Raw genomic sequence first — 14,084 nt, forward strand, 5'->3', positions numbered from 1 at the left:
ATGAAAGTATTACAACAAGAAGCAATGCGTACTACGAACTTTTTTACTGAAGATGACACGCTTCAAAAAATAGTAGAAATGATGTTAGATAAAGAGTTTTTATCCTATGCCCAACGAGAGTTAACAAATTTTGGTGAGCTATGTGCAGGTGATATTGATACGAGGGCAAAGCATACAGATCGACAGGGTGAGCCTCGCCTTCAAAGATATGATGCCTATGGTGAAGAGATATCGGAGGTTTGGGTTAATGATGGCTATAAAAAAACGATTGAAGAGACATATAATACTGGGATTGTAGGCTATGTACACAAGCATATTCCGCAGCTAGGACACAAGGGGAATTATGTTTATAGCTTTGCACAAGGTTATTTGCTATCACATGCAGAGCCCGGTTTTTATTGTCCGGTAACATTGACAATGGCAACTGCCTATCTATTAGATCATTATGCAGATGAAGAGGTAAAGCAGCGTTTTTTACCACATGTGTGTGCAACAGGTGACACAGATTTATATGAAGGTGCGACCTTTTTAACAGAACGTCAAGGGGGCTCTGACGTAGGTGCAAATGTGGTGGAGGCGAGAAAGGATGGCACTGCTTATCGTCTATATGGTGAAAAATATTTTGCATCCAATGCGGGCATGTGTGGTGTAGCGATGGTATTGGCACGTCTAGAAGGTGCGCCAGCAGGTTCCAAAGGCTTAACATTGTTTGCAGTTCCTTGGCGCAAAGAAGATGGAACAACAAATCATCTACGTATTCGCCGACTGAAAGATAAGCTAGGCGTTCGGGCAGTTCCCTCTGGTGAGGTAGAATTTGATGGTACACTTGCCTATGTTGTAGGGGAGCAAAATAAAGGGATTTATTATATGCTAGAAGCACTAAATCTCTCTAGAATTTGTAATGCAGTCGCTTCAATTGGTATTATGCGTCGCGGCTTCTTAGAGGCAAAACATTATGTAAGCAATCGACATGCATTTGGCAAGCCCTTAACACAGTACCCTATGATTCAGGATACTTTAGGGAAATTTGCAGCTAAGTTGCACGTGGAAGTAGCGACAGTTTTTGACCTTATCCAATTATACGATAAAGTGACAAGTGGACAGGGAACTCAGCAAGATCTTATTATGAATCGTTTATATATTGCCATTATGAAAAAGGAAACAGCAGAGCAAGCTGTTCATTATGCTAGTGAGGCAATTGAATTACACGGAGGTAATGGCTATATAGAAGACTTTGTAACGCCCCGCTTATTAAGAGACGCCCAAGTGTTAACGGTGTGGGAGGGGACGGCTAATATTTTGGCCTTAGAACTCATTCGTTTAGTAGATAAGTTTCATGCTCATGAACTGTTTGTACAGGAGATGGAGGAACGATTAGACAAATTAGCTGACAGCTTACTAGTACAAATCGTTAAAGAACAATTGGCGAATATGTCTGTGAAACTGCAAATTTTTAGCGCTTTAGACGAGGCAACGAAAACTTTTGAAGCTAAAGGTATGGCGGAAAAAATGGCTCACCTTTATGAAAGTGTCATAGCGGTTGAGTGGGCACATAAATTTGGTGGGAAATATGAAAAACTAGCAGACGTTTATTTAGAACAGACATGGTCATTAAGAGAAATGGGTGCTCAAATGAAAACAGTCCAATACTTTTCTGAAATTGTATAATGGCCGGGGAGTCGTCTTGAATGGAGGCGACTTTTTTCATTTTCATGTATAATGAAATCAACTGAATATTATAAAGGTTCTTTACTTAAGTAAAGTGAAAAGGGAAATCGGTGTAATTCCGATGCGGTCCCGCCACTGTAAGTGTGAGTTTTTTCAAATGATGCCACTGAAGATTTCGGGAAGGCTTGAAAAATCGCAAGTAGCACTAGCCAGGAGACCTGCCTTTATAACGACATGACAACCTACGAGGATAGGGTGGTGGATTTTGTATCAGTTTTTTGGTGCGATTTTGCCCCCTCATCGATCAAAGATGAGGGGTTTTATTTTGATGTAGAGTAAAGCGAAATGTCGCACGGATCAACGAAGGAGGATTCACATGAAGAAATTTTGGAAAATAGGATTATCAGCATTTTTAGCAGTAGGCTTGCTAGCTGCTTGTGGGCAGGAAGCAAAAGATAACAAACCATCTAACGAGCAGCAAACACAGCAAGAAACGGCCCAGGTGGATGAAGCAACATTCCCAATGACGATAACAGATGCCCTTGGTAAGGACATTACACTTGAAGCACCTCCTGAGAAAATTGTTTCACTTATTCCGAGTAATACTGAAATCCTTTTTGGACTAGGTTTAAATGATGAAATAGTTGGTGTTACGGACAACGACGATTATCCGCCAGAGGCAGCTGAGAAGGATAAGGTTGGCGGTATGGAATACGATATTGAAAAAATTATTGCCTTAAAACCAGATATCGTTTTTTCACACGAATCTAGCATGTCTCTTTCAGAAGAGGCTATTGCACAGCTTGAATCAGCAGGTTTGAAAGTATTTGTTGTAAAAAATGCACAAGACTTTAATGAAACATATACAACAATTGAGCAACTTGGACGTGCTACAGGGAAATTGCCAGAGGCAGAAAAAATTGTTGCTAATATGAAGGCAAAAGTAGAAGAAGTTTTGTCTAAAGTCAAGGATGTTGAACCCAAAAAAGTGTTAGTTGAAGCATCAGATGAGCCAGATATTTATACAGCTGGCAATGGTACATTTATGAACGCGATGCTTGAAATGATCAATGCAGAGAATGTAGCTGTAGATGGCGATAATTGGTATAAAATTGATGCAGAACAAATTATCGCAAAAAATCCAGATGTCATCGTGGTGACATATCATTATGTACCAGATATTTTAATGAAAATACCAAAACGTGCGGGCTTTGATACGATTAATGCCGTAAAAAATAATGCGATTGTGCAGGTAGATGAAAGTACGACAAGTCGTCAAGGGCCACGTTTAGCTGAAGGTCTAGAAGAATTAGCAAAAGCAATCTATCCTGAGGTATTTAAGTGAAAAAAATAGCACTAGCCTATACATTAACATGTACGCTTCTTCTTATTAGCATCTGGTGTGGCGTAGCGATAGGCTCGGTTCATATTCCATTAGAAGTATTGTGGAATAAGGCGGTTGATGAAACAGCCGCCAATATCTTTTGGAAAATTCGTTTGCCTCGCGTGTTATTAGCGGGACTAGTAGGCGCATCTCTAGCTATTGCTGGAGCAGCTTTCCAAGGTTTATTAAAAAATCCATTAGCAGATCCATATACACTAGGGGTTTCGTCAGGAGCTTCTGTTGGTGCTGTTTTAACGATCTTTTTTAGTATTTCTATACCTGTTGTCGGTTTGTATGCGCTGCCAATCTTCAGTATGATTGGTGCTATCATTACGATGGTAGTTGTTATGAGCTTTGCTAGACTCGTAGACCGCTCATTAAAAATGGAAACGTTGATATTAACAGGCGTTATTTTTAGTTCATTTTTAGGTTCCCTCATTTCATTAATGATTGCCTTATCTGGTGAAGAATTACGTCAGGTAATAGGCTGGCTACTTGGTTCTGTTTCGATGCGTGGTTGGCCATATGTCCAAATGATCATTCCTTTTGTGATTGTTGGTTCAATTATGCTATGGACACAAAGACGAGAATTAAATGTCTTGTTGTATGGTGAAGAGCGAGCAAAACATTTAGGTGTTAATGTAAAGCGCAGTAAATATTTGATATTAGCAGGTGGCTCCATGTTAACTGGAGCGGCTGTAGCGGTTTCTGGCACAATTGGCTTTGTAGGATTAGTGGTGCCGCATATGACAAGGATGATTTGGGGTTCTGATCATCGCCACTTATTACCATTATCTTTTTTCAATGGTGCAACATTACTCATTATTTGCGACTTAGTAGCACGAACAATCATTGTGCCAAGAGAGCTACCAATTGGTGTTATTACGGCATTTATTGGAGCACCTGTTTTCTCCTATATTTTTTATAAGCAGCGAAGAAGCAAGGGGGTACGGGCATGATTGTTGTTGAACATCTATCAGGTGGCTATGAAGATGTACCAATCGTCAGGGACATTAGTTTTACTGTTGAAAAAGGAAAAATTCTTGGCATTCTAGGGCCGAATGGTAGCGGGAAATCCACATTATTAAAAGTAGTGAGTGGTATTTTACCAGCTACTGCTGGAACCATTTTGATTGATGGACAAAATATTCTTTCTTATAATGCTCGTGCTTTGGCGAAAAAAATGGCTGTATTACCACAGCTTCATGCAAATGCTTTCTCAAACAGTGTGAGAGAGGCAGTTTCACTGGGGCGCTACCCACACCAAACAGGCTTTTTCTCGAGTTGGTCCGAACAGGATGAACAGGCTGTGCAACATGCTATGCTACAAACAGGTGTAAAGCGATATGAGGATACACCAATGGAATTTTTATCTGGTGGTGAACAACAAAGAGTATTTGTAGCACAAGCCTTAGCTCAAACTGCAGAAATACTATTACTCGATGAACCAACTAATCATTTAGATATTGCCCACCAACGTCAAATTTTAGATATGGTGCGGAAGGAAGCCATGGAGTGCGGTTTAACAGTTGTTATGGTACTACATGATATGAATTTAGCTTCTCTTTATTGTGATGAATTATTGCTGATGGAAAGCGGACAAATGAGAGCACTTGGTGCACCACATGAAGTATTAATTGCCTCCCAAATTGAAGAAGTTTATCAAGCACGGGTGACTACATATGCTCACCCTGAAATACCAAAACCTCAAATTACAATGATGCCCGCAGCTACAGACTATCAGCAGCGAGCTGTCATCAAAAAAGAGCACTTTACGATAACTGAACAATATATCCAACTTCAATCAGAGCTTCCTCTGAAGACCGTATCTTCTGCAGTTCATAACCCAGGTATTGGCTGGCATAATTGCTTATTAAATCGCTCAGTTCCTGGTGATTATGTCATTAGCGATGTGAAACGAGAAGTTAAAGAATTTTTGAAAAGGGAAAATTTTTCATCTACAAATACTGTTGTTATGCTAACAGCAGTACCAACAGCTCTAGTGGCCATCAATGAATTTTCAGCACCTTTTGGCAGTATAATCGTAGCTGTAACAGCTGGCGTAGGCAATGCAGTTGATGTATCTCGAGTACATGAAAGACAAGATGATCCATATATTGGTACTATTAATACATGGGTTATCGTTAATGGTTGTTTATCGGAAGAGGCATTTTTTCAGGCATTGATGACAGCAACTGAGGCAAAAACAAAGGCGTTGCAATCAGAAAATATTCGTGATGAGCGGAGTGGAACAATTGCAACAGGTACTGCTACAGATAGTCTGTTAATTGCTGCAACTCAAAAAGGAGAAGAAATGCTGTATGGTGGCCCAATTACGGAAGTTGGTAAAATGATTGCAAAGGGTGTCTATGAAACAACAGTTCAGGCGATTAGGAATTATAAAAACCAGTTTTAGGAGATGAGAGAAATGAAGCTTTACACGAAAACAGGCGATACGGGGAAAACAAGTCTTATTGGAGGACGGGTTGATAAAGATAGTTTACGTGTGGAAACATATGGGGCAATTGATGAATTAAATTCCTTTATTGGGAAGGCCGTAAGTGAATTAGATCAAGCGCTTTTCAAGGATATTATAACAGACCTAGAGACAATTCAGCATGAGTTGTTCGATGCTGGTGGAGACCTTGCTAATGTGATGAAAGAACGTCATTATAAATTAACAGAGCAACCGATTGAAGTACTTGAAGCTCGTATAGATGCTTTATCAGACGAAGCGCCACCTTTACAACGTTTTATTTTACCAGGAGGTGCACCAGCAGCGGCAACTTTACACATTGCACGCACGGTTGCACGCCGAGCAGAGCGTGAAATGGTGACACTTATGAAAGAAGTTGAAGATGTACCAAAGGTTGTACAAAAATATTTAAATCGCTTATCGGATTATTTATTTGCAGCTGCACGTGTCGTAAATGCTCGCTTAAACGTAGCAGATGTTGAATATATTCGCAGTGGGAATGTTTTTAAAAAATAAAGTTTGATTTAAAAAATGTTTTTGTACAAAAAATGAATTTCCAGATATTAAGCTACGGGGCGGTATAGGTTTGTATGCAATTTAGCAGATGTTCAAAAGTCTACTGAATATGCGACATCCCCCTAAGTATAATAGTTAAGGAAAGTAAAAATTGCTACTTTGAAAAATTCAGGGTGGCTTTTTTTCTTGTAAAATGTAAGAATATAAAATTATCAGAAATATTTCCGTTTTATGTTGACTGAATGCTCACTCATTTATTAGAATAGGAATATAATGATAAAGTGAAGTACATTTCTGTTTGAACTAGCAAATTCGTCACAAAGAGAGAAAATTACGACAAACTAAAGGGGGGACCAACCATGAGTCCATTATTAATTGCTAACATTGTCTTAACAGTCGTGGTTGTGCTTTATGCAGTAGGATTGTTCTTCTACCTGTTGAAAACACGCTATAAGTATGTGCAATTGGGGAAAAAGGTTGAGTTTGATGAAAGTGTTAAAGAACGACTTCGTTATATTATGGTCAATGTATTTGGTCAAAATAAGCTATTAAAGGATCCAAAGAGTGGTTTAATACATGTTATGTTTTTCTATGGATTTTTGATGGTACAGTTAGGGGCCATTGATTTAATTTGGAAAGGACTAGCACCAGAGTCACATCTGCCACTAGGCATTTTCTATGGTGTCTTTACATTCTTCCAAGAACTGGTGGTTTTAATGATTTTAATCGCGGTAGTGTGGGCATTTTACCGCCGCTATGTTGAAAAGCTAGTGCGTCTAAAACGAGGATGGAAAAACGGCCTTGTATTAATTTTCATTGGTGGGTTAATGGTATCTACATTAATCGCTAATGGTATGGGATTAATTTGGCATGGTGAGGGATTAACTTATACGGAGCCAGTTGCTTCAAGTATTGCTGCTATTTTTGGCTTCCTACCAACATCAGTTGCCGCTGGTGTGTTTTATGTAATGTGGTGGGCACACCTTTTAATTCTATTAACATTCCTTGTATACGTACCGCAGTCTAAACATTTCCACTTAATTGTCAGTCCACTTAATGTTTACATGAATCGTTTAGATCGTACGGGTACATTAACACCAATTGATTTTGAGGCCTTGGAAGAAGCTGGAGAAAATGCTGAAAGCGAAGAGGATATGCCTTCTATTGGGGTAGGACGCATACAGGACTTCACACAAAAGCAAATGCTTGATCTATATTCTTGTGTAGAATGCGGACGTTGTACAAACATGTGTCCAGCAACAGGAACAGGAAAAATGCTGTCTCCTATGGATTTAATCGTAAAATTGCGTGACCATTTAACATTTACGGGCGCAGTCGTAACAAAACAAAAACCATGGGTGCCTTATCAATTCTTTGCCAATACAAAGGGTAACCAGCTTGCAATTGCAGCTGGTGCTGAAGGTGCTGTAATTGAGGATATCTACAGCCCATCTTTAATTGGCGATGTCATTACAGAAGAGGAAATTTGGGCTTGTACGACATGTCGTAACTGTGAGGATCAATGCCCTGTAATGAATGAGCATGTTGATAAAATTATTGATCTACGTCGTTATCTAACAATGACTGAAGGGAAAGTAAATCCTGATGCTCAACGTGCAATGACGAATATTGAACGACAAGGTAATCCTTGGGGCTTAAACCGCAAGGAAAAAGAAAATTGGCGTGATCTAGATCCAACAATCCAAATTCCAACTGTAAAAGAGCTGAAAAAATCTGGCGAGGAAATGGAGTATTTATTCTGGGTTGGTTCGATGGGAGCTTTCGACAACCGCTCTCAAAAAATCGCTTTAGCATTCTGTCGTCTATTAAACGAGGCTGGTGTGAAGTTTGCAATCTTAGGTAATAAAGAGAAAAACTCTGGGGATACACCTCGTCGTTTAGGGAATGAATTCTTATTCCAAGAGCTAGCTACAGCAAATATTGATGAGTTTGAGAAAAATGACGTGAAGAAAATTGTAACAATCGATCCTCATGCCTACAATATCTTTAAAAATGAATATCAAGACTTTGGCTGGAAAGGTGAAGTGTATCATCACACTGAGTTATTAAATCAGTTGATTGAGGAAAATCGTCTAGCGCTAAACTATGAGGTTCATGAAACGATTGTTTTCCATGATTCCTGTTATTTAGGCCGCTACAATGATGTGTACGATGCCCCACGTGAGATCCTTCGAGGAATCCCTGGCGTGAAGCTTGTTGAAATGGAACGTAACCGCGAAACAGCGATGTGCTGTGGAGCTGGTGGTGGATTAATGTGGATGGAAGAGCATGTAGGAAATCGCATTAACGTAGCGCGAACAGAACAGGCTCTTGCAACAAATGCATCAGTTATTTCATCAGGCTGTCCTTACTGCCTAACAATGCTAGAGGATGGTACAAAGGCTAAAGAGGTTGAAGACTCTATTGGAACATTTGATGTTGCAGAATTACTAGAACGTTCTGTGTTCGGTGAAAAAGTAAAGGCAGTTAATCCTTCTTCCGAAGAAACAGAAGAAACATACGAAGAAGTGGTAGCGTCTATAGAAAATGTTCAACAAGACGAGAATACGGAAGCGAACGCAGAAAAATGATTGCTATTGCAGAAATATTTTAGTTATCTGAAAAATATAAATTGCACAATAAAAAATTGTTTTGTAGAATAAGATTAAATGGGGATGGGAGTTGAGATAGTAAACTCCCATTTTTCCTCGATAGAAGTCGAGCGAGCGTTCAGTCAATAATGCTTTGCATCTTAATCGAGAATGTAAAACAAAAGGGGTGTTTTACTTGAATAGAGCTGTAATTTTAGCAGGAGCAAGAACTGCGTTTGGTAAATTTGGAGGTTCATTATCAGCATTACATGCAAGTGATTTAGGTGCGATTGCTATTAAAGGTGCATTAGAGAAGGCAAAGCTTGCACCTGAGCAAGTGGATGAGGTAATTTTAGGTTCTGTTTTACAAGGGGGACAGGGGCAAATTCCTTCTCGACAGGCTGCGCTGAAGGCCAATTTACCAACAGCAGTAAAAACAGAAACAATCAATAAAGTTTGTGCTTCAGGGATGCGTGCGGTGACATTAGCAGATCAATTGATTCGTTTAGGGGACGAAGAAGTGATTATTGCGGGTGGAATGGAATCTATGTCCAATGCACCATATTATCTTCTGAATGGTCGAAATGGTTTGCGTATGGGAGATTCTACAATGGTAGATGGCATGCTATATGACGGCTTAACATGTGCTTTCGATAAAGCAAGACCACATATGGGTAGCTATGGTAATGCAACAGCTAAAGAGTTCTCGCTAAGCCGAGAAGAACAGGACACTTGGTCAGTACGCAGTCATGAACGCGCGTTAGCCGCAATTGAAAAAGGTTACTTTGCTGAAGAAATCGTACCAGTGGAGATTCCTCAACGAAAAGGTGCACCACTTATTGTAGATACAGATGAGGCACCAAGAGCAGGGACGTCTTTGGAAGTACTGGCGAAGCTAAAACCAGCCTTTGACAAGGATGGCACGATTACAGCAGGTAATGCACCTGGGGTTAACGACGGTGCATGTGCACTTGTCGTTATGAGTGAAGAACGTGCAAAACGTGAAGGTAGAGAACCATTGGCAATAATCATTGGTCACGAAGAACTTGCGCTTGAGCCAGAAAACTTCCCGCAAACACCAGGTCTTGTTATTAATAAATTACTGAAAAAGACTAACAAATCATTAGCAGATATTGATTTAATTGAAATCAATGAAGCCTTTGCAGCGGTAGCTTTAGTCAGCAAGCAGTTGGCAGATTTAGATGCAGAAAAAGTGAATGTTAATGGCGGTGCAGTTGCTTTAGGTCATCCGATTGGGGCATCTGGTGCACGTATAATATTAACACTTGCACAGGAATTGAAGCGTCGTGGCGGTGGCATTGGCATTGCCGCAATTTGTTCAGGCGGCGGCCAAGGTGATGCAATTATGATTGAAGTACCAAAAACAGGGGGACTGAACTAATGGGAATTCAAAAGGTAATGGTCATTGGTGCAGGGCAAATGGGCTCTGGTATTGCCCAAGTTTGTGCACAAGCAGGCTTTGATGTGAAATTGAACGATATCAAACAAGAATTTTTCGAGCGTGGATTAGGGGTTATTACGAAAAATTTATCACGTGATGTAGAAAAGGGTCGTAAAACAGAAGATGAGAAGGCTGCTGTTTTAAGTCGAATTAGTATGTCGCTAGATTTACAAGATGCTAGTGATGTGGATATTATCATTGAAGCCGCTGTGGAAAATATGGAAATTAAGCAATCCATCTTTAAGCAACTTGATGGCATTGCGCCAGCACATGCTATTTTAGCTACGAATACATCTTCACTGCCTATTACAGAAATTGCAGCAGTAACAAAGCGTCCAGAGCAAGTAATTGGTATGCATTTTATGAACCCTGTACCAGTTATGAAACTTGTCGAAATCATTCGAGGCTTAGCAACAACAGATGAAGTGTACAAAGCTGTTGAAGAGATGACGGTTAAATTATCGAAAACACCTGTAGAAGTGAATGATTTCCCAGGGTTTATTTCAAACCGAATCCTACTACCAATGATTAATGAAGCGATTTACGCACTTTACGAAGGTGTAGCGACAAAAGAAGCAATTGATGATGTGATGAAGCTTGGTATGAACCATCCGATGGGGCCATTAACATTGGCAGACTTTATTGGTTTAGATACTTGTCTTTACATCATGGAAATTTTACATGAGGGTCTTGGAGACAGTAAATATCGCCCTTGTCCACTGCTACGTAAATACGTTGCGGCTGGATGGCTAGGTAAGAAATCAGGAAGAGGCTTTTACGTTTACGAATAATCCTATGGGGATGGGGTTATTTAGATGTTTCGGGACAACTTAGAGGGGTGACATTATAGATGCATTTGCAATTTACAGATGAGCAAATTATGATGCGCGATATGGTTCGTCAATTTGCTCAGGAAAAAATTCAACCATGGGTGGAGCGAATGGAAGCGGGAGAATTTCCACGTGAGCTTCTACAGCAAATGGGTGAACTTGGCTTAATGGGGATTACGACTCCAGAAGACTTAGGTGGCTCTGGTATGGATTTTACATCTTATATTATTGCGATTAATGAACTATCAAAAGTAAGCGCTGTAATGGGTGTTATTTTATCCGTCCATACTTCAGTTGGAACGAATCCAATTATTTACTTTGGGAATGGAGAACAAAAGAAACGGTATGTACCAAAGCTTGCAACAGGCGAATATTTAGGTGCATTTTGTTTAACAGAACCAAGTGCAGGCTCAGACGCTGGCTCTTTACAGTCAAAGGCAGTGCGTGATGGCGATGAATATGTGATTAACGGCTCCAAAGTATTTATTACAAATGGTGGAGAAGCTGATGTCTATATTGTATTCGCATCTACTAACCCAGCTGAAAAAACAAAGGGTATCTCAGCATTTATTGTTGAAAAGGGAACACCTGGTTTAATCATCGGAAAAGATGAGCATAAGATGGGCTTACACGGCTCACGTACAGTTCAGCTGACATTCGATAATTGTCGCATTCCAGCCGACAACCTACTTGGGGAAGAGGGAGAAGGCTTTAAAATTGCGATGGCCAATTTAGATGTTGGACGAATCGGCATTGCGGCACAGGCGTTAGGAATTGCTGAGGCGGCACTAGAGGCGTCTACTGCTTATGCTAAAGAACGTATTCAATTTGGTAAGCCGATTGCCGCACAACAAGGTATTGGCTTTAAGCTTGCGGATATGGCAACGGCTGTTGAATCTGCAAAACTGTTAGTCTATCGTGCAGCCGATTTACGTGCAAAAGGTTTACCATGTGGAGCAGAAGCTTCAATGGCTAAACTTTTCTCATCACGAACAGCGGTACAAACGGCAATAGAGGCTGTTCAAATATTTGGCGGCTACGGCTATACGGAAGATTATCCAGTAGAGCGCTATTTCCGCGATGCAAAGGTGACAGAAATCTATGAAGGTACAAGTGAAATTCAACGACTAGTCATTAGTAAACATTTACTGAAATAAAGCCTGATATTGCGAATGGTACAAAGTGATGGAAACCGTTCAAGAGTGAGGGAACGTTTATAAAGGGTGTAGAACTGCTCTGAAATAAGGCAAAACCGCTCAATCTAACCTAACAATAATCAGGTAACACAAAACAGAGTCTAACTAAAAAAGGGGAAATGGACAATGAACTTTCAGTTAACAGAAGAGCATGAACAATTACGTGAAATGATTCGTGATTTTGCTATAAATGAAGTGGCGCCAACAGCTGCTGAACGTGACGAAAATGAAGAATTTGACCGTGCGATTTTCGACAAAATGGCGGAGCTTGGGCTTACTGGTATTCCATGGCCTGAGGAATATGGTGGTGCAGGATTTGATTACCTTGCATATGTCATAGCTGTTGAGGAACTTTCACGTGTTTGTGCTTCGACTGGTGTAACTTTATCTGCACATACTTCACTGGCAGGTTGGCCACTTTACAAGTTCGGTACAGAAGAACAAAAACAAAAATACCTTCGTCCAATGGCTGAAGGCAAACATATTGGTGCATATGGTTTAACAGAACCTGGCTCTGGCTCTGATGCGGGTGGCATGAAAACTTATGCAAAACGTGATGGCGATGATTATATTTTAAATGGCTCAAAAATCTTTATTACGAACGGTGGAGTAGCAGATACATATATTGTATTTGCAGTAACAGACCCAGAAGCAAAACATGGCACATCCGCATTTATCGTGGAAGCTGGATTTGAAGGTTTCTCTGTAGGGAAGAAAGAAAAGAAATTAGGAATTCGTTCATCTCCAACAACAGAGATTATTTTTGATAACTGTCGTGTTCCAAAGGAAAATCTATTAGGGGCTGAAGGGGAAGGCTTTAAGATTGCCATGACGACACTAGATGGTGGACGTAATGGTATTGCGGCTCAAGCAGTAGGAATTGCACAAGGCGCACTCGATGCAGCAGTTGACTATGCCAAAGAACGTGTGCAATTTGGTAAACCGATCACTGCAAATCAAGGCATTTCCTTTAAATTAGCCGATATGGCAACTCAAATTGAGGCTTCTCGACTTCTTACATACCAAGCGGCATGGTTAGAATCTAATAACCTACCATATGGTAAGGCATCTGCAATGGCGAAATTAATGGCTGGCGATACAGCAATGAGTGTAACGACAGAGGCGGTTCAAGTATTTGGTGGCTATGGTTATACAAAAGATTACCCTGTAGAGCGCTTTATGCGTGATGCTAAAATTACACAAATTTACGAAGGTACGCAGGAGATTCAACGTCTTGTTATCTCGCGTATGCTAACGAAATAATTGATGACTGATAAAGATAAAAGGCCCCAAGTACAGTCAACCGTAAAAGATGAAAATCTAATCGCCATTCGTCGTGAACAAATGATTCAAGGAGCTATTAAGCTATTTAAAGAAAAAGGCTTTCACCGTGCCACGACGAGAGAAATTGCAAAAGCTGCTGGCTTTAGTATCGGTACTTTGTATGAATACATCCGAACGAAGGAAGATGTTCTATACCTTGTTTGTGACAGTATCTATCACCATGCAATGGAGCGTCTTTCAAGTTATGAGATTAAAGCAGGAACTATTGATGAGTTAAAAGAAATGATTCGGGAATACTTCCTGCAAATCGATAGTATGGTTGATGAGCTAACAATCATGTATCAAGAAACAAAATCATTGTCAAAAGAAGCACAACGCTATGTTTTTAGTAAAGAGTTTGAAATGGTTGCCACATTTGAACGCTTGTTACAGCGATGTGTGCAGTCTGGCGAACTAACTATGACAGAGAAGCAAATCCATTTAGCAGCCAATAACTTAGTTGTTTCAGGACAAAGCTGGGCGTTTCGCAAATGGGCTTTACATCGTCAGCATTCAATAGACGAATTCATTGACATGCAAATCACCTTGTTCATTTCAGGCATAAAGGGGTTTTAATATTTGTAAGGGGTTTGTCGGCAATTGCATATAGCGATATTGCAATGCCGGCTTTTTTTATT

11 protein-coding genes and 1 riboswitch are annotated in these 14,084 nt (G+C 40.2%); all 11 genes read left to right on the top strand.

Annotated features, from left to right (window positions below; genetic code table 11):
* The 11 genes from NYE73_RS02720 (at position 1) to NYE73_RS02770 (ending at position 14,022) form a co-directional block, all read left to right on the top strand.
* Entirely contained in the window at positions 1-1,668 is a 1,668-nt protein-coding gene (locus tag NYE73_RS02720; protein WP_259949424.1) for an acyl-CoA dehydrogenase family protein, read from the top strand.
* Between the two features lie 57 nt (positions 1,669-1,725).
* Positions 1,726-1,908: riboswitch (cobalamin riboswitch) on the top strand.
* 136 nt (positions 1,909-2,044) lie between these two features.
* Positions 2,045-3,013 carry an ABC transporter substrate-binding protein gene (locus tag NYE73_RS02725; RefSeq protein ID WP_259949426.1) on the top strand — a complete coding sequence of 323 codons (969 nt, stop codon included), beginning with the start codon at positions 2,045-2,047 and terminating at the stop codon, positions 3,011-3,013.
* Entirely contained in the window at positions 3,010-4,011 is a 1,002-nt protein-coding gene (locus NYE73_RS02730) for a FecCD family ABC transporter permease (RefSeq protein ID WP_066036948.1), read from the top strand. The genes NYE73_RS02725 and NYE73_RS02730 overlap by 4 nt, the downstream gene beginning before the upstream one ends.
* Complete coding sequence (locus tag NYE73_RS02735; RefSeq protein ID WP_259949431.1) at positions 4,008-5,468, top strand: adenosylcobinamide amidohydrolase; 1,461 nt, start codon at positions 4,008-4,010, stop codon at positions 5,466-5,468. Before NYE73_RS02730 ends, NYE73_RS02735 begins: the two co-directional genes overlap by 4 nt.
* 12 nt (positions 5,469-5,480) lie before the next feature.
* Positions 5,481-6,044: a cob(I)yrinic acid a,c-diamide adenosyltransferase gene (locus NYE73_RS02740; RefSeq protein ID WP_259949434.1), complete on the top strand. Its 564-nt coding sequence runs from the start codon at positions 5,481-5,483 to the stop codon at positions 6,042-6,044.
* Between the two features lie 359 nt (positions 6,045-6,403).
* Complete coding sequence (locus tag NYE73_RS02745; RefSeq protein ID WP_259949436.1) at positions 6,404-8,635, top strand: heterodisulfide reductase-related iron-sulfur binding cluster; 2,232 nt, start codon at positions 6,404-6,406, stop codon at positions 8,633-8,635.
* A gap of 196 nt (positions 8,636-8,831) precedes the next feature.
* Positions 8,832-10,037: an acetyl-CoA C-acetyltransferase gene (locus NYE73_RS02750; protein ID WP_259949438.1), complete on the top strand. Its 1,206-nt coding sequence runs from the start codon at positions 8,832-8,834 to the stop codon at positions 10,035-10,037.
* Positions 10,037-10,888, top strand: a complete 852-nt coding sequence (locus NYE73_RS02755) for a 3-hydroxybutyryl-CoA dehydrogenase (protein ID WP_004269435.1) — start codon at positions 10,037-10,039, stop codon at positions 10,886-10,888. The genes NYE73_RS02750 and NYE73_RS02755 overlap by 1 nt, the downstream gene beginning before the upstream one ends.
* A 59-nt stretch (positions 10,889-10,947) precedes the next feature.
* Positions 10,948-12,084, top strand: a complete 1,137-nt coding sequence (locus NYE73_RS02760; RefSeq protein ID WP_048393739.1) for an acyl-CoA dehydrogenase — start codon at positions 10,948-10,950, stop codon at positions 12,082-12,084.
* A 165-nt stretch (positions 12,085-12,249) separates the two neighbouring features.
* On the top strand, positions 12,250-13,386 hold the full coding sequence (locus NYE73_RS02765) for an acyl-CoA dehydrogenase (RefSeq protein WP_016993589.1): 1,137 nt from the start codon (positions 12,250-12,252) through the stop codon (positions 13,384-13,386).
* Between the two features lie 3 nt (positions 13,387-13,389).
* The gene (locus NYE73_RS02770; RefSeq protein ID WP_048393737.1) at positions 13,390-14,022 is read left to right on the top strand and encodes a TetR/AcrR family transcriptional regulator; all 633 of its coding nucleotides are present in this window, start codon (positions 13,390-13,392) and stop codon (positions 14,020-14,022) included.
* Positions 14,023-14,084: the final 62 nt, after the last annotated feature.

This window comes from Lysinibacillus sp. FSL K6-0102 (assembly GCF_038003545.1).
Lineage (GTDB): Bacteria > Bacillota > Bacilli > Bacillales_A > Planococcaceae > Lysinibacillus > Lysinibacillus capsici.